23 protein-coding genes and 1 pseudogene are annotated in these 19,395 nt (G+C 59.2%); 10 read left to right on the top strand and 14 right to left on the bottom strand.

What is annotated here, in order from left to right; genetic code table 11:
* Positions 1-225: 225 nt before the first annotated feature.
* Positions 226-486 carry a hypothetical protein gene (locus P5W98_RS20595; RefSeq protein WP_421026237.1) on the top strand — a complete coding sequence of 87 codons (261 nt, stop codon included), beginning with the start codon at positions 226-228 and terminating at the stop codon, positions 484-486.
* A gap of 48 nt (positions 487-534) precedes the next feature.
* Here the strand turns inward: P5W98_RS20595 and P5W98_RS20590 are convergent, their stop codons facing one another.
* Positions 535-1,725, bottom strand: coding sequence for a dienelactone hydrolase family protein (locus P5W98_RS20590; RefSeq protein WP_421026238.1), 1,191 nt, complete (start codon positions 1,723-1,725; stop codon positions 535-537).
* Positions 1,726-1,888: 163 nt separating this feature from the next.
* On the opposite strand from P5W98_RS20590, the gene P5W98_RS20585 reads away from it, so the two are divergent.
* Both P5W98_RS20585 and P5W98_RS20580 read left to right on the top strand, forming a co-directional pair.
* Positions 1,889-2,443, top strand: a complete 555-nt coding sequence (locus P5W98_RS20585; RefSeq protein WP_421026239.1) for a hypothetical protein — start codon at positions 1,889-1,891, stop codon at positions 2,441-2,443.
* Between the two features lie 143 nt (positions 2,444-2,586).
* Entirely contained in the window at positions 2,587-3,075 is a 489-nt protein-coding gene (locus P5W98_RS20580) for a hypothetical protein (RefSeq protein ID WP_421026240.1), read from the top strand.
* 62 nt (positions 3,076-3,137) lie between these two features.
* Here the strand turns inward: P5W98_RS20580 and P5W98_RS20575 are convergent, their stop codons facing one another.
* The 11 genes from P5W98_RS20575 to P5W98_RS20525 all read right to left on the bottom strand — a co-directional run bounded on the left by P5W98_RS20575 (position 3,138) and on the right by P5W98_RS20525 (position 10,918).
* Positions 3,138-3,662, bottom strand: a complete 525-nt coding sequence (locus tag P5W98_RS20575; protein WP_421026241.1) for a hypothetical protein — start codon at positions 3,660-3,662, stop codon at positions 3,138-3,140.
* 17 nt (positions 3,663-3,679) lie between these two features.
* Positions 3,680-4,576, bottom strand: coding sequence for a baseplate hub protein (locus P5W98_RS20570; RefSeq protein ID WP_421026242.1), 897 nt, complete (start codon positions 4,574-4,576; stop codon positions 3,680-3,682).
* Between the two features lie 12 nt (positions 4,577-4,588).
* Positions 4,589-6,814 (bottom strand): transglycosylase SLT domain-containing protein, encoded by a 2,226-nt coding sequence (locus P5W98_RS20565; protein WP_421026243.1) that lies wholly within the window; start codon positions 6,812-6,814, stop codon positions 4,589-4,591.
* On the bottom strand, positions 6,814-7,314 hold the full coding sequence (locus tag P5W98_RS20560; RefSeq protein WP_421026244.1) for a hypothetical protein: 501 nt from the start codon (positions 7,312-7,314) through the stop codon (positions 6,814-6,816). The genes P5W98_RS20565 and P5W98_RS20560 overlap by 1 nt, the downstream gene beginning before the upstream one ends.
* Before the next feature lie 33 nt (positions 7,315-7,347).
* The gene (locus P5W98_RS20555) at positions 7,348-7,674 is read right to left on the bottom strand and encodes a hypothetical protein (RefSeq protein ID WP_421026245.1); all 327 of its coding nucleotides are present in this window, start codon (positions 7,672-7,674) and stop codon (positions 7,348-7,350) included.
* Positions 7,675-7,845: 171 nt separating this feature from the next.
* Entirely contained in the window at positions 7,846-8,322 is a 477-nt protein-coding gene (locus tag P5W98_RS20550; protein ID WP_421026246.1) for a hypothetical protein, read from the bottom strand.
* Positions 8,323-8,381: 59 nt separating this feature from the next.
* On the bottom strand, positions 8,382-8,918 hold the full coding sequence (locus tag P5W98_RS20545) for a hypothetical protein (RefSeq protein WP_421026247.1): 537 nt from the start codon (positions 8,916-8,918) through the stop codon (positions 8,382-8,384).
* Between the two features lie 55 nt (positions 8,919-8,973).
* Positions 8,974-9,705 (bottom strand): hypothetical protein, encoded by a 732-nt coding sequence (locus P5W98_RS20540; RefSeq protein WP_421026248.1) that lies wholly within the window; start codon positions 9,703-9,705, stop codon positions 8,974-8,976.
* A gap of 42 nt (positions 9,706-9,747) precedes the next feature.
* Entirely contained in the window at positions 9,748-10,065 is a 318-nt protein-coding gene (locus P5W98_RS20535) for a hypothetical protein (RefSeq protein WP_421026249.1), read from the bottom strand.
* A gap of 38 nt (positions 10,066-10,103) precedes the next feature.
* The gene (locus P5W98_RS20530; RefSeq protein ID WP_421026250.1) at positions 10,104-10,625 is read right to left on the bottom strand and encodes a hypothetical protein; all 522 of its coding nucleotides are present in this window, start codon (positions 10,623-10,625) and stop codon (positions 10,104-10,106) included.
* On the bottom strand, positions 10,622-10,918 hold the full coding sequence (locus P5W98_RS20525; RefSeq protein ID WP_421026251.1) for a HigA family addiction module antitoxin: 297 nt from the start codon (positions 10,916-10,918) through the stop codon (positions 10,622-10,624). Before P5W98_RS20525 ends, P5W98_RS20530 begins: the two co-directional genes overlap by 4 nt.
* A 372-nt stretch (positions 10,919-11,290) precedes the next feature.
* Between P5W98_RS20525 and P5W98_RS20520 the strand changes: the two genes are divergently transcribed.
* From P5W98_RS20520 to P5W98_RS20495, 6 genes are all read left to right on the top strand, one after another.
* Positions 11,291-11,686, top strand: coding sequence for a hypothetical protein (locus P5W98_RS20520; RefSeq protein WP_421026252.1), 396 nt, complete (start codon positions 11,291-11,293; stop codon positions 11,684-11,686).
* A gap of 563 nt (positions 11,687-12,249) precedes the next feature.
* Positions 12,250-12,600: a helix-turn-helix transcriptional regulator gene (locus P5W98_RS20515; protein ID WP_421026253.1), complete on the top strand. Its 351-nt coding sequence runs from the start codon at positions 12,250-12,252 to the stop codon at positions 12,598-12,600.
* 100 nt (positions 12,601-12,700) lie between these two features.
* On the top strand, positions 12,701-12,913 hold the full coding sequence (locus P5W98_RS20510) for a type II toxin-antitoxin system RelB/DinJ family antitoxin (RefSeq protein WP_421026254.1): 213 nt from the start codon (positions 12,701-12,703) through the stop codon (positions 12,911-12,913).
* Positions 12,914-13,014: 101 nt separating this feature from the next.
* On the top strand, positions 13,015-14,640 hold the full coding sequence (locus P5W98_RS20505) for a VapE domain-containing protein (protein WP_421026255.1): 1,626 nt from the start codon (positions 13,015-13,017) through the stop codon (positions 14,638-14,640).
* A 62-nt stretch (positions 14,641-14,702) separates the two neighbouring features.
* Positions 14,703-15,755 carry an IS630 family transposase gene (locus P5W98_RS20500; protein ID WP_421026256.1) on the top strand — a complete coding sequence of 351 codons (1,053 nt, stop codon included), beginning with the start codon at positions 14,703-14,705 and terminating at the stop codon, positions 15,753-15,755.
* 225 nt (positions 15,756-15,980) lie between these two features.
* Positions 15,981-16,610 (top strand): recombinase family protein, encoded by a 630-nt coding sequence (locus P5W98_RS20495; RefSeq protein WP_421026257.1) that lies wholly within the window; start codon positions 15,981-15,983, stop codon positions 16,608-16,610.
* Between the two features lie 1,134 nt (positions 16,611-17,744).
* Here P5W98_RS20495 and P5W98_RS20490 read toward each other — a convergent pair.
* Both P5W98_RS20490 and P5W98_RS20485 read right to left on the bottom strand, forming a co-directional pair.
* A pseudogene (locus P5W98_RS20490) lies at positions 17,745-17,900 on the bottom strand (dienelactone hydrolase family protein); the annotation flags it as partial.
* A gap of 72 nt (positions 17,901-17,972) precedes the next feature.
* The gene (locus P5W98_RS20485; protein WP_421026258.1) at positions 17,973-18,626 is read right to left on the bottom strand and encodes an HAD family hydrolase; all 654 of its coding nucleotides are present in this window, start codon (positions 18,624-18,626) and stop codon (positions 17,973-17,975) included.
* 229 nt (positions 18,627-18,855) lie between these two features.
* Between P5W98_RS20485 and P5W98_RS20480 the strand changes: the two genes are divergently transcribed.
* On the top strand, positions 18,856-19,395 hold the full coding sequence (locus P5W98_RS20480; protein WP_421026259.1) for a DUF962 domain-containing protein: 540 nt from the start codon (positions 18,856-18,858) through the stop codon (positions 19,393-19,395).

Raw genomic sequence — 19,395 nt, 5'->3', positions numbered from 1 at the left:
TGCGCTGCTCACCACTGTCGCCGACGAATCCCGGACCATGCTTATAAGCGGGCTCGCCTCGCGGCGTGAGGGCCGCAGACGCGCACCGTTGGTGGGCCGGTCATCGCGGCGCTGCCGTTCACCTGTATACACCCCACCCCTGTTTCTCCGCAAACGCCGGACCTGGCACGGGTTTGGACTGCTTATAATGCGGGCCCGCGCATCGCGCTCAAGGAGGAACCGAAGGTGTTCGACGCATACGCAAACGACGACGATGTCCTGAACGTGCAGGGCGACGCGCTCACGCTCACGAACGGCACCACGCGCGTGACGCTCGCCGGCACGCTCGAACTCACGCGCGACAAGCGCGGCCTTGCCGCCGCGCTCGCGCTGAAGGCCGCGCTCGACGCCGTGGTCGCGAAGCTCCAGGGCGACCCGCACTTGCCCGCGCAGGTCAAGGACGAGCCGGACGCGAAACCCGGCGTCGTCGACAACCCGTTCAACTGATCGCCGCGCGGGCCGCCGCAAACGCGCGGCCCGCGCGCCGGCTGCGCCTCAGAACGGCTTGCCTTCGCTCGTCTTCCACGCGGCCATGAGCGTGTTGGACGGCAGCGTTTCGTCGAGCAGCTTCTTCGCGCTCGCGGCGCCCGCGATCGGCAGCCCGGTCGGATCGATCGCGCCGATCTGCGCGAGCACCGACGCCTGGTCCCAATAGATGTGCTCGTTATAGAGCTTGCTGCCGCGAAAGCAGATCACGGCGAGCATCGGCACCTCGAAGTACTTGCCGGTGGGCGCGAGGCCGGGCAGCAGCCAGTCGATCTCGCGGTCGTGCGTGCAGCAGAAGATGAACTCGTCCACTACGCGGTCCGAGCCGATCGTGCGCGAGATCGGAATCAGGCGCGTATCGGCGGGATTCGAATGCACGAAATGGTGCGTGTAGAAGCGCTTGAGTTCGTCGTGGCCCACGCCGCCCGTCATCGTCGGGATGTGGTTGACGTAGGGCTGTGCCACCATCGTCGGCATGACGTCGCTGGGGTTGCGCGTGACGAACTCGTGGTAGCAGTGCTGCTCCCACAGCGCGTTGAAGTCGTAGATGGGGCCGAGCACGCGCCGCAGCATCGCGAGCGAACGCGAGTACGCCATCATCGCGGCGGGCTTGTCGAATTGGGGCCGCGCATTCGACGCGAATGCGTGATCGCAGCCCGGATACGTGTAGAGCTCGACGCCGGGCTTGCCCGCCAGCGCCTGCGTGATGCGCGCGCGCGTGGCCGCGTCGCACCAGCCGTCCTCGGCAGCGAAATGCAGCATGAGCGGGCAGTGGATCTTGCCGGCTTCGTCCAGATAGTTTTCGAGCGCCACGGCGTAGTAGCCGATCGCGCAATCGACGTCAGTGCGCGCCGCCGCCAGATACGCAAGCCGCCCGCCCAGACAGTAGCCAAGCGCTCCGACCTTGCCGCGCTGCGAGGGATGGGCGCGCAGCGCCGCGAGCGTCTGCGCGATGTCGTCCATCGCGAGATCGACGTCGAAGCGGTCGTAGAGCGCGAGCGCCTTCGCCATGTCGGCGCCCTCGTAGCCCAGATCGACGCCCGGCTCGAGCCGCCAGAAGAGATCGGGCACCATCACCACGTAGCCCTCTTCCGCATAACGGTCGGCCATCGCGCGCATGGATGCGTTCACGCCGAAAATCTCTTGCAGCAGCACGAGGCCCGGGCCGCTGCCCTCCGGCGGCAGGTGCGTAATCGACATCTGACGCTAATTTTTCCGCGAGATATCAGGGTCTTACGATGTTCAGGCGTACGCTCTCATCTGACACTTATTCCGTACCGCGCAGCCCGTACGGAAAATCCGTGCAGCGCGCCTTCCGGGCAGGCTATAGTTCGCACCAAGAATGCCTAACGCGGAGAACAAAATGCCAGACGTGGACTGGACGGGATATGTTGGCGCGGCAACGGGAATATTCGGCGCGGCAACGGGAATATTCGGCGCGGTCACAGGCCTTCTCGGCTACCGGCGCGCCAATCAGATCAAATCTCTCGACCTGCGGCTTGAACTTCGGAAGGCGCTGAGCGACGCTCATGAACTACTCTCGTCTTTGCCGACTCTGATCGAGCTGGCCGACGGAACGCACAAAGGTTTGCTTGCATTGAAGGGGCTGGGCAGATCTGGAAACCATGTGGCGTGGGATCAAGGTGTCGCGGAGGACCGGATGGAAATTGACCAGATCGCGCCCAAGCTTAGGAGTGAAAGCGCGGACTTTTCATCTCTATCAGCCGAACAGTTAGAAGCCGAGATAATTGCCACGCATAAGATAAAGACAAGGCTTTCAGACTTTGTCGCGAAGTACAGCGCCTCGCTCGCGGCGGATGGTGAGGAAAGGAAACAGATATCGCACCAAACCACAACCATTGCCGCCGCCCGTATGGCCCAAGCCCAACCGGCGAACCCCGCCCAACCACGGCGCTAGTGTAAAGAAAGGCCGCGCCTACTCCCCTCCGAGAGCCCAGCGCGGCCCACTCGATCTAGTGCGCAAGCGCGCCCTGTTCGATGTTGACACGGGTATTCCATCCGTCAGATGATTCACCACGCCAAACGAGCATGGGGACTCTTATGGAAGAGACGCAATCAAAAATGTGGTTCAGCGGCGTTGCGTTTATCCCGTACCTCGCGCTTGCCGGCCTTTACGTGTGGTTCATCGATGGGACCGGAAAGGACTTCTGGAGAGCCGCTGGCGTGCTGATCGGGGGCCGTGCACTATATGCAGCGCTGGATAGCGTAATGTCCTCAATCGCGTGGCGCGTATATGCCCGGAAGCGGACCACCGAAAAGATGCGCAAGCTGTTCGCGGACAGCGACATGCCCATGCGGACGTTTCATAACGAAACGTTGTCCTTGTACTTGCTGCGGATCGAGAGTGATCAAGACGACCAGCCCCACTCAGTGGCTGTCAAATGCGCGGCGCGTGAACTGTCTACGTTGATCGAGCAATCCAAGCATGACGGGCTACTCAAGGGTGCTCGCATGGAACAGGCAATAACTGACGCGTACAACCGGCACACGATCAGAAGCACCATCCAGAACCCGCTGGGCGTCGGCTGAACACGAGGCTGTGCCCATAGGCCCCTTTCTGATAAATTCCATGGGCACCCTTTAACGCCCGATCAGCCGCCCTTCGCTTTCGCCTTGGCCTCCTTCTGTGCGGCCTCCGATTCCAGCGCGGCCTTCACTTTCGACTTGAGAAGTTCACGGTGCATGCGGAACGCATCTTCCAGCGTGTAGTCCTCTTGTAGCTCGCGCCAACTCGCCTGCTTTTCCGTGTACAGCCACGAAAGGACCGGGTGCATGCCGCCCGGATCGTCCTTTTCCTCCGTTTTCGACCGGAAGCGGTGCGGCACGTTGACCTTCGCGACCTTGAACCCGAAGTTGTACTGCTTCACGAGGCTCATCAGCGCGGCCAAGACCTCGTGCGGCCTCACGATGCCCAGAACGTCCCGAACATACCTGTCGATATTCTGCGGCGAACCAAGCGAGTGCCATTCCTCCCCGTCCCTCACTTCGGTCAGCGCCAATAGTTCGGTGGGGTGAATCTCGTCCAGCCGCCCGAACATGCCGACCGCCCCATATGCGGCGAAATGGCGGGTGCGGTAGTCGACACCAAACGCGCTGAAGTATTTCGTTTCTCTCATTGTTGTTCTCCGGTCGATTAGGCTGGCGGGCACGCTTGAACGTGGCAGTAGAAAGGCGCATCGCGACTCGCCAGCTCATAATTGATTTGCATCACGACATACGATCCGTTGAGCGAAGGATTCAGGAGTGACGTTATATTCGCGGCCTGCGCAAGCTTGATAGTCGGATCGCAATATGTCGTGAACTCTACGCCCCACTCCGTCCAGCACGGAATTCCGATGAATTCGCTAAGGGTCGCGGTATCGCTCGGATTCAGGATCGAGTACCGATCCTTGACGATCAGGAAATCATCATCGATATACGCCGCTACGTTCGGCTGGTAGTACTGTTCGAGGTACAACGGCAGATCGCCCGCAACATACGTGGACCGCGCGGCGTTATTCACGATGGCATTGTCGAAAGACGTTTCACAGATGATGTGCTGGTTGTCGAAGCCCATCTGATTTCCGGCCCACAACGCCAATTCCTTAAACGTCATGCTGTAGGGCGGCGGCTGGTCGAGATAGGTCGTTTTGTCGACTTGGTGGGTGTAGCACTTGATACGAACGGTCACATCGGGCGGCGGAGATACCACGCCGCACTCTACGACTTGACCGTGGTAGATGGTCGAGACCGTGCTAGTGCCGTCCGGGTAAATGTATCCAGCGTCAATCTGCATATTGAGATAAACGGGCGAGATTTGGCCCGCTGCCGTCTTGCGGCGATTGAAGGCCGTGAACTGCGAAAGGAGTTGTTGCCGCAGGGAGCCGGTCAAGTTGGTGACTTCGATGACAGCTTCGTTCTGAGATGACATACAGTCCTTGGTTACGTGGACGCGCAGATTCAAAGTCTCGTCCAGAACCACGTCACCTCCCGGCATATGGAAAGTGACGCTGAGTTTTCGAATTGCTAGACCGCCATTGACTTGTACCATGTTTCGCTATCCTTATTGCTTGACGGAGGTTGCGCGGCTGTTCACGACTGAGCCGAGCATATTTTGGAGTTCTTTCTTGACCTCTCGGGCGATGTCTGCCGCGCTCTGGCCTGCTACGCCGTTCACGGTTATTGCGACTTGACCAATCGTATTCACGCGACCGCCCGGTCGCGTATCCTCCAGAACTTCTGGCGCGTATCGCGCTGTGTTCAGAGCTTGCAGGTCAACCGTCTTAAGGTTCGCCATGAGTTGGCCGCGCTGAATGTCGGTCAGCCCTGCCGCGCCCATGCCTTGCTTAATGGCGTAGTGGCTATTGACGAGTTCAGACATATAGTTCTGGAGTGCGAAATTAACATCACCCCACGATGCGCCCCGAGTCTGAAGCTGGCCGAGGGAGACGCCCGCACGCGCGGCGATGGTCGCTTGGAGGTCTTTAAGCTGCGTGGATTCGAACGATTCGCCCAGCCCCTTCGCGAGCCCGGTGGGGCCGGTGAAGGACCACGGGCCTTTGTAGTTCGGGTCCATCGCGACCGCCTGCGGCCCGGTAAGGCCGAACCCGCCCAGAACCTTCCCCGGATACGCGGCGTTCTGCGGCCCCCACTTCGATTTGTCGAAGCCTCCGTTGTAGTAGCGAAGGCCCAATTCCTGATCGCCGCCCGCCCTCTTCAACATTGCGGCGTAGATGGCCGCGCCTGCATTGATGTTGGCGGCAGGGTCATTCCAGTTCTTGTCGTTCAGCCCGTACGCCTTCCAGTTGACCTTGTTGATGCCCATAAGGCCGAACGAGGAATCGCTGTGCGCGTTCGGATTCCAGGTACTTTCCGCGCCGATGATCCCCTTGAGCACGTTTTCCGGCACGCCATACTTGGAGGCTGCGGCCTTAATGATCGAATCGTACTGACCGCTGTTCGCCGCGCCCGCGTTGTACATCGCGTTTGCGGCCTTCGGATCGAAGCCGATTGTGCCGGGAGACTGGCCGTAGCCGAGTTGAGCGTGGCCGCTGCTCGAAATGCCGCCTGCCAATCCTACGGTCCCGGCCCACGCCGCGCGGACCTGTTGCGAACTGATCGAATGGCCGAACTGAGCGACCGAAGCGCCGAACGCGTTGATGATCAATTCCATTTGGCTGACCGAGCTTTGGAAGTCCGCGTTGCTCTTTTCGTCCTGATCGGCCAGCTTCTGCTTCTCGCGCTGTTCGTCTGCGGCCTGCTGCGCCTGCTTCTTGACGCTCTCCTTCGCGTGTTCTTGAGCCAAATGGTCTGTCTCGTACACACCCTGGGCGTTCGGCCTTACATCCCCGTTGCGCTTCTTGCCGAGCCCACCGGTGAGCCGGTCATAGTCAGCGTCCAGCTTCTGGTCGATACTCGATGCTGCGGCCTTCGGATCTTTGACGTTCTTTGTGTACTGGTTCGCGTTCTTGAGGACTTCCGTGATTGCCTTCAGAACCGGACCGCCCAGTGTTTCTCCGAGCTGAATAGCTTGCTCGTTGAACTTCGCCATTTCCTCGTTCAAATGATGGACGTTCTTCGCCGTGTCCATGTACTGCTGCATTTCCTTGAGCGACATTCCGATCTGACCGAACGCCGCGCCCATTTCCTTCATCCGCAGCGCTACGTCCTTGTCCATGCCGACCATCTGCGCTTCCGATTCCACGGTGGAGTCGTTCTGCCCGTGCCAACGTGCGGCGAGTCTCGTGAGGAAGTCCGTATTGGTGATAGGAGCGCCGCCCGAGGCCGGATTAATACCGAGCATGCCGAGGAGCCGGTTAGCCGGTCCGAGACGCGAAGGATCAGCGTACGCGCCGCGCAGGAACGACTGCGAACCCGTTACGGCCCGCGCTACCGCGTCGCGGGAGACGTTGCCCGAGGCCATGCGGCGCTGCCAATCTTCGAGCCGCACAGCCGATACGCCCGCGTCACGCGACTGGACACGCTGCTCGTTGAACTGCGCCCGGACGCGCATGGCGTTCGCGATAGCCGCTGTGAACACGGTAGCGCCAGCCGTCATAAGGCCGAATTCCGCCGTCACGCCGCGCAGGATGGACGTGAGCTTGCTCATGCCCGGAACCACGGTGTCCAGAGACTTCGTGACCTCTTCGGCAAACTTTTCCGCGCCCTTCGCCCCGGCTGTGAGGGTCTTATTCGTTTTGGCCGTTTCGTTGTTGAGCTTCGTCAGGTTCTGGATCGCGGCGTTGACCTGGATTTTGTAATTGATGTGGAACTCATCAAGATTGGACATTATTCCTTCCCTCCTTCCACAGCCATTTTGCGAACCGGCTCAAGGATTCGTTCGTGCGCCGCGATGAACGCCTTGCCGATTTGAACGCCAAGCAGGTCGATTTCGTTCGCCATCACGAAAGCCACGTCCATTTCGATTCCGTTGTGCTCCAAGACCGCTTCAAAAACAGCTTCCACGTTCGGCCAACGCTCAAGCAGATCATTCGCGGCCTGTTCGTTTTTGAGCGTCACGCCGCCAATCGAAGCGTGAGCCAGAACGGCCTTCTTGAACCGGCGCTGCCTTCTGGTGTTTGCGCTGTAGAAGTCCTTCGCGTGAGTCTTGATCTCCCAGCCGGCCATCGCGCTAAAGGTCTTGATAAGCACATCGACCGGGCCGCGCGAAGTGGTGACGGTGAGCGAGGTCGTTTGCTCGCGGTCGAATAGCTTCTGTGGCTCTTGTTCCGTTGCGGCGGGCTGCGGTTCCGCTTCCTTCGCGCCGCGCCCGAGAATTTTGTTCAGCATAATTGATAGTTATCCTATGTATTGTGGTCGAAATTAACGGACCGGTTGCAAGTGAACGATCAGCCGCGCCCCGTTCTTCGATTCGATCAGGCTGTCCAGAGTCGCTACGATTTGCGCGGCGATCAGTTGGCGATCATCGGACGGCGTGATGTCGTACACGATCACGTTCTCCGGCTCTTGCTCTTCCACGAAGCTGGCCGCAGCTTTCTTCGCGAACGCGTCGCCCATCGCTTCCAGCCCGAACTTCTCTTGGGCCGCTGACATATGAAGTTCGATCATCAGATTGAGCGCTTTGACAAAGGATTCTGCCGTGTCGTGCTCGTTGATATCGACATTCAATTCGTTATGTTGGTTGCCCATGCTTTACTCCAAAGGTTGTTCGATTTTGGTCATAACAGGCGGTGGAAGCCGCAGATAGTGCTGGTGGTGGCGTCCGGTTATCAGGTCGTACGCTATCTGAGCGACCATAAAAACGCGGACACCTATCACCACGGCACCAATGAGGATCCACCACCACTTCTTCATGCGGCGTTACTGAGCGGACTGATTCGCACGGGCACCAGCCGCAAACGCTTCCGCAGCATTCATCGCGTACGCCGCGCTGCCCGTTGAAGTCTGGCCATACGTGACACTCTTGACGTTCTCGTCCGTGTGGACGCTCCCATCCATCACGCTCGGCGGAACCGCGAGAAAATCTGCGGTGCGTACGCAGGCGTCATACAGGGCCGCTGCGGCGTATAGGTCGGTCACGTCTTGGTCCGCCGCGAAGTGTGCGCCGAAGGCCTGCGCGAACGCCTGTGCGGCTGTATTACCGTGCTCCCGCAGGCTCGCGTACTCTGCAACGGCCTCCGGGCTGGTTTCTGCGAGAACGAACGCCGCGCCATCGCGGGCCGGCGTGGCAGGCGTGCCGTCCGTGGCAGCTACCGCAGGGAAGTTTCCGAAATTGTCGATAGTGATGCGACGGACGCAGCCTTGTTCAGCTGCGACTTTCGAGAGAAGGGATTGCATTTTGATGTACTCCTAAATGTGATGACGAAAAGATTTACTTCAGTCGAGTTGCGTGCGGGTTAGAGGCCGTCACCCGAACGGAACGCTGCGGCCAGTTCTTCGCGCACGGTCTTGGCAATGTCTACCGGACCAACCGTTACGCTGACAGCCGCTTGCAAAGCACCTTCAGGCTGCGAGGCCTTGTCTGTCGCGATAAGGTCATCGATCAGGTTCCAAGCGCGCAAGCTCGATTCGGCATACACGCCGCTCTTGATCCAATCGCGATTGGCCTCGGACAGAGGCGCGAAAGCCCACGCTTTCGCGCGCTCGCCATATCGCAACTGGAAGAGGCCGTTCACCTCGATTGCTTCAGCCGCTGCTTCGATGAACTCACGATTACCGCTGATTCCGGTAAATCCGCCGCCAGTCAATGCCGGACCATCTTGAAAGCCATAGCCAAACGCTTCGATGAATGCATCAAAGCGCGTTCGCCCGCTTTCTCTGAGAATGGCGAATTGCGCAAGACGGAAGTCACCCAAAAGCTCGCGCACGAAAACGAAGGATTTGAACGATTCGGCGGAAAGCCTGAAATTGTGCGCTACAAGTCCGTTATTCATGATGCACTCCTAAATGCAATGGTCAAAAGAAAGTCTACTTAAAAGGTTCAACGTGTTAAACGAGGCGATAGACGCCCAGCGCCGGGTCCCAGTACGTCCGCACGTCCGAGCTATCGCCGACCGCACGTTTCACCTCGTATGCGGCCTCGATCTGCTCCGCGACCTTGCGGCGCTCCGCGTTACGGGCGGCGTCCGCTGCGGCACGCTTCGAATCAGCGCCGCGAATGCCGGTGGTCGTGACGGGCTTACGCGCTACGGCGGGGCGCAGACGATCCAGACCGCCCGCCAGTGCCTTCATCTTGGCGAAAAGGTCCGACAGAAGGCCATCCAGCCCAGCGACCGTGCGCGGCTCGATGCTGCGTTGAGCTTCGCCGCGCTGAACTTGTGTAACAGGATCGAATGGCGTTTGCTCGAAGCCCTTCGGCGTGAAGTTTCCGTCCAGAGACGTGCTGGCCGTATCTGCCGCGCGGCCATTGAGCGCGTTGCTGGCTCGTGCGTTCGCTTGCGCTTTGGCGAGTGCCGGATGCTTCGCGCGGAGTACGTCGCCCCACTTCGCATCGAAGGCCGGGTTGTTGCACGCCACGACCATCGCTTCGAGCATCGACCGCTCGCTGTTCGGATCGTTGAGCTTGTGACTGACGCACGGAACGAGGGTGTCCACGGGTGCGGTAGTCGGACCGCCCTGCGGCCGGAATGGGCTGTTGAACTGCGTGAAGTGACGGGACGGCTCTGGATCCACCGCTTGGTTCGGGTCGAAGGCGTCCGCGAGATTTACTCCGCTTCCCATGATTTGCACTCCTGAGTTAAATTGTGAAATGAAAACTGACGCTTACTTGCCAGCCAGATAGGCGTCCATCGCGTTCGCCGCCCGGACTCGTTCGGCGCGTGCGTCTGCGGCCTTCTTAACCGTCGCGCGTTCATCGGCTGCTGCCTTCTGGGCGTACATAGCCAACAGTTGCGCGCGCTGATCTTGTGCGGTGACCTTCTTCACCGGGCGTGCCGCAGCGGTCGGCTTCGAATGCTTCGCCAGAATCTTGTCCGCCGAGCGACCGCGTGCGTACTGATCCACGGCCTTCCGCTGCGCGTCCGAGGCGCTGACCTTGACGATCCGTTCGCGTTGGATATTCACAATCCCGAAACTTGCCATGATATGTATTCCGTAGTATTTGAGTTGAACAAAAATGCTTACTTCTTCGCTGCGACCATCAACGCTTCATACTCGTCCATCGTCCGGGCCGAAAGCGTTCTCATAACGCGCTCACGCTCCTTATTGATCGCCTTAAGTGCAGTCGGACTCGCTGCGCGGCGGAGCAGGCGATCAGCGAACTTGAGCGAGAATGCCGCGTTGTAGATTTCGTCCGGGGTCGTTTCGCACATCGCCTTGTTGAGTGCGATGTGGTATTCAGTCGTGTGCTCGATCCACTCGGAGCCCTGCCGCGCGGTTCGGAGATTGTCTTCACTCGCGATACCGTCCCGAAACACCACGACCCACGCCGCAGGCCCGAACACATTACGCAGCCGCAGATACGCGTACGACTCGATTAGATACTTCACGCCCGCGTACGCTTCCGGGCGTTCTGCGCCGAGTCGCCCATACAGGATCGCGCGCAGTTCGTCTAGGCTCGCCACGGTGCGCGGTGCGTGCGGATAATCCTCCAGCGCGTCACTTACGGCTTCTGCGATAGGGATGAGCGTGTGGTGGATCATGCCGCCACCTGTGCTGGTTGCTTAGCGTCATGCTCCGCCTTCCGAATGGGCGCTTTCTCGCGCGCTTCGATCAGGTCGTATTTCCCCTGCATGACGAGCCACGCGTCAGCCGCCATATTGCCATTCCACAGTTCGATCAGAGCCGCGACGGACGGGCTGATTGCCGATTTCGCGTTGATAATGTTGTAAAGCATAACGTGACTAACACCGATTTCCGATGCGGCCTGTTTAACGGTAATTCCTTTACCGTCAATCAACTGCTTTAGCGCGCTGCCAGGGTGAGTATCGTGCATGGTGATTATCCTGGGAAGGGATTTTATGTCGCTGCGGGTAATTCCGATTTAATAACAAGTTTACTATTTCCCTGTTCGGAGCGGTACAAGTATTTTGTTTCGGCTTAAATTATTAATGTTCGTGTTTAAGATACGGTTAAACTCCGGTTAAGTCGCGATTAAATAGAGTCGCGATATCAACCCTCGGAGATTAATCAAAATGTCGCGCTCCTTTATCGAATGCCATCCCGGCTGGCTTATTGCCGGTCATTACGCCCTGCCGCATCAGTTTGAGATTGTCTTATTTGTGTACGGGTCGATATTGGTCGCGAGCGCATTGGGTGTTATCCGTAATAGAATCGGGCGGAATAACTTAGGACTGCGGATCACGCGATGAACCTCGAAACCTCAAACGATGCCTGGCTTACGCCGCTGCTCCATATGATCGAGCCGCCCGTTTATTCGGAGTCATCGACCAACTTCCAGAGGATGGGGAAACGCACCTGGGTGGACGTGGATGGCGGTGAATTCATCCTTCCGAGCCTAATGGATAGGCCGTCCAGCCGCGAGCCGGAATCGAGGTCCGGGCGGAACGCTCCGGCGATTTTCTGGCTGTCGATTGATGGTGGGCCTTCCACTGCGTATCGATCCGTCTGGGAGGCATTTAACGAGAATGAAGTGTGGGAGTCTTACAACCGCTCGATCAAAATACGTCAGCAGCTTATCGATTGCAAGTCGGCTTGCCTTGAGTACAAGGGCCGCGAGTTGTTCTTTTGGTTGGGGCGGTGAGGGCAAGGGAACCGATGCGGAAACATCGGTTCACATGCAGCCTGTGGAAATACAAAGGCCCGTGACCGTCTTTTGAACGATTACGGGCCTTCGCACATCTTCTCCCGAACCTGCGCGGGCGATTGGGTCTGCCGATGGAGAATCCCTGAGCACGAACTCACGCCGCAGGACTACGGTTTCGATTATAGGCGGGCGTGTGGACGATTAAAACGTGCAGACTTTGTGCGGCGGACATACGGCAAGACCGCTCTGTTACATTTGTTACAAATTTCCGCGAAGTAATCAAGAGTGACGTTTGGGCCGGTCCTGCCGCCCTGCTACGTAGGTTGCGGCTGTGCGTGCTAATCCCATAGGACACTTCCTAGCGCGAACCTGCGCGGGATTTAGGGCGATTGGGCGGGTGCGGAGGTGGTTTGCGGCGCGATTTGCCGCCCGGAATGGCTCGCGGCGGGCATTTGATTCTTCAGTCAGTTCTCTCGTACATTTCAGTCCAACGCGGCGCTGCGTAATTCGCGAATTATCAAATTCGTAAATTCTGAAATTTACCAATCGGAGAATCAATCATGGAAAAGAATACCGTTGTTCATCCCGGCTATATCCTGCGCCAACTCCTTAAGGGCCGCAACGTGGAGGGAAAGGACTTCGCCAAGGAGATTGGAGAGTCTGCGCCCGCCGTATCGAATATTTTGACCGGCAAGAGGCCTATTTCGATCAGCCTTGCGCACAAACTCGCGGACTGGTTTAAGGACGAGGAGAACGCCGCAGATTATACGCCTTTGGCCTGGCTAACCGCACAAGCGAAATTCGATATCGACCAATATGCACGCGACCGGGCGATTGAGCAGTATGCGGACGATAAGCGCTTCGGTATGGCGGCTTGCGAAGGAGCGCGAGAGGCGAGATTTAACGGCTGATTTTATCGATGTGTACTGTAAAAATAAAACTGCTCGTTTGTGCCGCCACAGCTATACCGTAAACTTCTCCTTACGGTAATTATCGTTCAAGGAGAGCGAAATGTCCCGACGTTATTCAGAAGTTGTGGCGGCAATCGACCCTGCCCTTAAGGCGAACGCGTATGAGGTATTGGCCGAAATGAATATTCCGGTCAGCGATTTTCTGCGCTCGGCAATTATTCACCTGATCGAAAAGCGTGAGGTGCCGTTCGATATTAAGAAGGCACTTCCGGGCCGCAGAACTGTTCGCCGCGCTGAGCAAGTACCGGCGTGAAAAGAAAACGCCCGCTGAGTTCATCTGGGAAGGATGGGCGCGGGCGCTAAAGGGTCCAACGAGTCGAGAGCAAAACAACCAACTACGGGAGTAATCTTACTATGCAAGTCGATGAACGTAAACAAGAATATCAGGATAACGAAGTAAATGTGCCGCCCGTGCGGTCGTATCAAGTGGAAGGTTACGACTGGTCGGAGATTCCGATTGAATGGTGCGCGTCGACAAGTCGTGGGCGTGGCCCTGTAAATGTGACCGATCCGGAAGTAATCAAGGATATCTGGCACTACATGAGTTTGAATATTGGCGTGTATGAGAGTGGTTGGAAGGGCAACGCTCACAGGCACGCAATCGACGCGTGGCCGAATGTCGAACCGGAGTTGCGCAAGCCCTACGAGGAAAAGGCAGAGGCAGATAGAGCAGCCAAAGCCGCAGACTTCGGCGCGCGGCTCGCGTCCGGTGAACTCCGGGCGTTGTACGAGCGTATGCGCGATGGCGACCTTGCGGCGAGTGAAGAGTGGACAGACCTCCCAATTAGCTTCCGAAACCGGGTGGAAGCGGTTGTGCGTGAAGAGAACGCCATCTCAGAGCGCCGCGCTATCAAAAACAAGCACAAAAGCCTTCTTGACCGCGTTAAACCGCTCCGCGAGAGCCAGCTTGTCGATTGGGCGAAAATGACCAAGGCACCGGGAGTTTCCGCAGCAGATTTCAATGCAGCGAAGAAGCTGGGCGTGCCGGTGGAAATGGTCCCAGACGCTGGCGTTCAGGCCAATCACTTCCGCATGTTCGATGCGCTCTATGTTGGTGGGCGGCTCGATGAGGTCCACTACGATACGGCACGCCGCATGTTGGTGGATGAGAGCGGAAAGCTGATTAATGACGAGTGGGCACCGCGCGAACTCGTGGACGCGTCGTTCAAGCTCCAAATGAGCGGACTGAGTGCGGAACAACTGATCAAGTCGCTTAAGAACTGGGCGCTGGATCACAAGTTCAATGATATTTCTGAGCGTGTGCGCAACAAACTCGGAACGCTCGAATGGGACGGAAAGCCGCGCCTGAGCTCGTTCCTAATCGACCTGTTCCAGTGCGTTAACTCTGAGGATAATCGCCTGTTCTCGAAATACTGGTGCCGTTCGCTGTACGAGCGCGTAATGAATCCGGGGTGCCTCGCGCCTATCTCGCTGTGCTTGTTCGGTGCGCAAGACGCGGGCAAGAGCCATTTTTCGCGCCTCCTGTGCCGCGAGCTTATGTTCGATAAGGACGCCGCAGCCGTGCCCTACGATCCGGCTGGAGACGTCAAAAACTTCCTGCGGAACATCTCTGGGCTGTCCGTGATTGCCAATATGTCGGAGATGACGAACTTCGGCAAAATCGACCTTCGCAAATGGAAGTCATTCTCCACCGAAACCACCGATACCTTTGACCAGAAATTCGGCTTCTCTGGTGCTTGGCCGCGCCAATGGATCTTCATTCTTGATAGCAACCGATACGAAGGCTTGTGGCGGGATAATGACGATACGGACGAGCACGACCAATCGAAGGGTGATCCTACGCTCAAAGAGTCCGTCCGCGTCCAGGCGCTCAAAGAGGCGTGCGTATTGGCCGGTATCACGGTCATTGACGATGCGGGCCGTACGAAGAAAGTGCCGACTCTTGATGACCTCTACAAGGAGCATGGCGCGGCGCTAGTCGCGAAGGCGAACGCGGAAGGCTACGACGCGCGGAACTAGCGCCGCTCCACTAGTCGATTGCGTCATTGAATTAGCACCCCGTCTGTGTTCAGATCTAGGTCATGGGAAAAATGAATCTGACAGATATTGAGCGGGAGCAACTGCTGTCGGCGGCGCGTAGCCGGACGGTGCGTGCGGCGGACGTGCGACGCGCGAAGTTGATCCTGATGCTCGAGGACGGCGAGTCGCGTGACAGCATCATGCGCACACTCGGTTGTGATTCTCGCTTCATCGCGCGCTGGTCGGCGCGATTCCTCAGTGAGCGGCTGGCCGGCATGTATGCCCGGCACCCCGGGCGTGCGCCCAGGCAGCCTCCCGCGAGACTGGAAGCGCGGGTGCTCAACCGAACCCTCAAACACAGGCCTGCCGACGGTTCGACACACTGGAGCAGCTACAAACTCGCGGCAGAACTCAGCGACGTGTCGGTCTCGACCGTGCAGCGCATCTGGCGCAAGCACGGCATCAAACCGCAGCAGCTGGGGCGGCACATGGTCTCCAACGACCCGGATTTCGAGGCCAAGGCGGCCGACGTGATCGGGCTGTACCTGAACCCACCGGCGCACGCAGCGGTGTTCTGCGTGGACGAGAAGACCGCGATCCAGGCGCTCGACCGCAAGGACCGGATGCTGCCGCTGTCACCGGGGCGTGCCGAGAGCCACGGCTTCGAGTACAAGCGCAACGGCACGCTCAGTCTGTTCGCGGCATTCAACACCGCCACCGGCGAGGTGTTGGGCAAAACGGCAGCACGCCACACCAGCGAACAGTTCGTGGCCTTCCTGACCGACGTCGTCGCCAGCCAGCCCAAACGCCGCGAAATCCATGTTATCTGCGACAACGTCAGCAGCCATAAGACGCATCGGGTCGCCGAGTTCCTCGATGCGCATCGCAACGTGCGCCTGCACTTCACGCCGACCTACTCGTCGTGGCTCAACCAGGTGGAGAACTGGTTCTCGCGCATCCAGCGCGATGTTATCGCGCGCGGCATCTTCACTTCGGTGAAGGATCTGGATCGCAAACTGATGCATTACATTCGCGAGCACAACAAGAACCCGAAGCCGATCAAGTGGAAATATGACGATCCTTCGCGTCGGATTCGAGTGGTGCCAATTCAATGACGCAGCGGACTAGGATCTGTTCGGAGGGCTTCGCGGCCCCTCGCCTATAGTAGGATCCAGGCTCGCTATGCGGGCCTTTTCTACGCCCTGCCCGGTTCGATATAAGTACGCCCTAAGAGAACGCCTCCGCACGGCGTGTAACCCGGTTCGATTCTGCAACTTTACTTACCCAAATCGAACCGATAGGCTAAGAACCGTCTTAACCGAACCGCAGGACTCCGAATCATGTTTATCCGAGCCTATCTCAGAGCATCAACAAAGGATCAGGACGCGCAACGAGCGCGCGATGATCTGGCGCAATTCGCGGCGGGCCATAACGTCAAAATCGCGGCCTATTACGCGGAGAACGAAAGCGGCGCGACTCTCCACCGTCCAGAGTTAATGCGCCTGCTGAACGACTCCCATCCGGGCGATGTAATCCTAGTAGAGCAAGTGGACCGCCTTTCGCGTTTGAACGATCAGGACTGGAAGCAACTCCGCATCGATATCCAGACGCGCGGCCTTCGCGTAGTAGCGTTGGACCTCCCCACGTCCCACCAGCTAATCACCAGCGGCGATGCCTTTACCGGGCGAATCCTCGAAGCGATAAACGCGATGATGCTAGACATGCTCGCGGCGATAGCGCGCAAGGACTATGAAGACCGCAAACGCCGCACGCGACAAGGCATAGAGAAGGCCAAAGCAGACGGCAAGTACAAAGGACGAACGGCAAACAACGAACGCAATACGGCCATCCTCGCGATGCTGGACAGCGGTCATACGTGGTCCGAGGTTATCAAGGCCACTGGCGTTTCGCGGTCCACCCTTTCACGCCTGCTGAACGAGCGGAGGGCCGGTTCAAACATTACGAAGTGATTTCGTTCACCTAGCCGCAAGGCCCTACCCTTGGGTCGATTTAGTTCCAGCTTTGAATATTTGCTTTCCAGATTCGAAAAATTTTTGAAGTGTCGAACATGCCTCTCACTTTCGCCCGTAGTACACCAACGTTACTTAGGAGTCCAACCATGAAGATCAAACAAGCAGTAGCAGCCGCCCTTCTCCTTACGTCCGCCCTCTACGCAGGCGCGGCAGTAGTGTGCCCTGCGCGATGTCTAGATCGCCCACGCGCACGCCCGCTATCTCGCCCGGTCGCGCGGCGGTAAGGAGTAGCGCCGTAACGAAGGCGCGAAAATCTGTAGGGGAACACTGTAGAAGCCGCTCGCGGTCCGAGGCGCACACGAAGCCTTGCCGCCGCCTGCCTACGCCCTTAAATCGCGTTACGTGCCGCCATGCTCTATCGCTCGTACACAGTCCCGTGCGATATGCGAAGTTCAGCGCGGCCTTCAGGCTGGACAAGTTTCGATTCGCCGTGTCCCTCGCCTTCCGCATCTCCTCGCCTTCCGGCTTCCCGGCCACCTGCGCGGCGACCCAAGAGTGTATATGCACACTTCGAAGCGCAGAAAGGGCCAACGCGCCGATAGCCCGGTTGTCCACTAGGCGGCGGAACCTGGCGGCTGATCCATTGGCGGCCTTCTCGCCCTTGTGGATTCTCTGGTTCTCTACGTATACAGCGCAGGCCTGTTTGACGGTGCATGTTGAAGATGAAGGCTCCGAGGCTTCAGCAGGTGCGGACCCTTCACTTTGCCGCGCCTCCCATTCGAGACACGCCGCTGCGGCTGAGTCGTAGTCCGGGAGGGTGCCGAGCGAGGAGTAGCGTTGCTTTCCGTCCGGTGCGCGCCGCCGCGCGATCCATGTTCCCTCGCCTTCCTCTAGCCTTCGGAACCCTACGTATAGGCCCGCCCGTAAGCGGACGAAATACGGCTCCCTACGCGGCGCGAGTTTTTCGCGTGCCGTCCTTGTTCCAATCGGGTTAATCATCTTCCTCTCCTAGTTTGCGTACGGAATCCGTACGGAACCGGAGCTTAACCTAAAAGGGCATAATTGAAAGGCGTATGAAAGGAGAGTGAGAGGGTGCGGAATCGGACTTCACGGGAAACGCCCGTCCTATAAGGCATAACGGTCGGCCATCGCGCGCATGGATGCGTTCACGCCGAAAATCTCTTGCAGCAGCACGAGGCCCGGGCCGCTGCCCTCCGGCGGCAGCGCCGTGTAGGCGCGGAATTCGCCGCCGGCGCGCGACTTCACCTGGGTCCATTGTCCAGTCATGGGATTGTCTCCTTCTGTGCGTGTATCCACGGGCCGGCCTTCAGCCGGGTCGAAGCGTCTGCCGCGCGGATGCTACGCCACCGCGCCAAATCCCCCTCCAGCCGCAAGCGGCGGCAGCGCGGCTTCACCGCGTATCCACGCGTGATTCGCGAGCTGGGCCATTTCGCGGTCGCCGCGGCTGTCGCCATAGGCATAGAGCGTCGCGGGCGCGTGCTCGCCCCACCATGCGCGCAGCCGGGCGACCTTTTCCGGGCCCCAGCAATTGCGGCCCACGAGCCGCCCAGTGTAGCCCCCCTCGCGCCATTCGAGCTCGCTTGCGAGCACCGTGCCGATGCCCACGCGCGGCGCCCACTTGCGCAGATAAATCGAAGGCGACGCGCTCACGAGCACCACCTCGTGCCCGAGCGCCTGATGCTCGCGGATGCGCGCGAGCATCTCGGGGCGCAGCATCGCAGGCAGGCGCGTGTCGACGAAGCGCTGTGCGGCGGCGTCGAGTATTTCGCGGCGCACCGGGCCGAGCGCCGCATAAAGAAAGCGTGCCTTGGTGCGGCCCCGGTCGGACCAGCCGGGCGCGATGCCCGCGAGCCACGGCAGGCAGCGCAGCACGGCGAGCGCGAAGCGCGCGTTGCCGGCGGCATCGAGCATGAAGGCGCGGAAACTGTCGGACGTGGTAATGGTGCCGTCGAAATCGAAGGCGGCCACAACACGGTTATTGCGGTTGTTCATGAAGCGGAATCGGAAAGCGCCACGGTCAGAGGCGTGGGGTTATGGGCGGCAAGCCGGCGTCATTGTCGGTGCAAACGGCGCGCTGCCGCAACGGCGCAGCCATGCGCCACACGGGCAGTCTTGCTTGATGTATCGATGTTGATGCTATCAATCAATGTCGATACAGGCGCGTCGCGGCGCTGCGAGGCCATCACAACGTCATAATCCGTGTGGAGACAACGAGGCGCTCATGAGAAACCTGACCGATCAGCTCACGCAGTACGCCGAATACCATCGCGACGCCCGCAACATCGCCACGCACTGCATCGGCATTCCGATGATCGTGCTCGCGCTCGCCGTGCTGCTGTCGCGCCCCGTCTGGGGGCACCTCGCGGCGTGGCCGCTTTCGCCCGCATGGCTGCTGTTCGGCGCCGCGACGCTCTATTACCTCGTGCTCGACGTGCCGCTCGGCCTCATGATGGCCGTCGTCTCGGCGGCCTGCCTCGGGTTCGGCGCGTGGCTCGCGCAGCAAGGCACAGTGGCCTGGCTCGCAGGCGGCATCGGACTTTTCGTGGTGGGGTGGGTGTTCCAGTTCGTCGGGCACATCGCGTGGGAGCACCGCAAGCCCGCGTTCGCCGACGACCTGATCGGACTCGTCATCGGCCCGCTTTTCGTGCTTGCCGAGGCGCTGTTCGGGCTCGGCTGGCGTCCGGCCTTGCGCGCGGCCATCGAGGCCAAGGCGGGGCCCACGCGCATCAATCCTCCGCGCGGGCACGCGGCCCGGCCGTAA

This window comes from Paraburkholderia sp. A1BS-2L (assembly GCF_051125205.1).
GTDB lineage: Bacteria > Pseudomonadota > Gammaproteobacteria > Burkholderiales > Burkholderiaceae > Paraburkholderia.
This window is presented reverse-complemented; position numbering and strand designations above follow the sequence as displayed.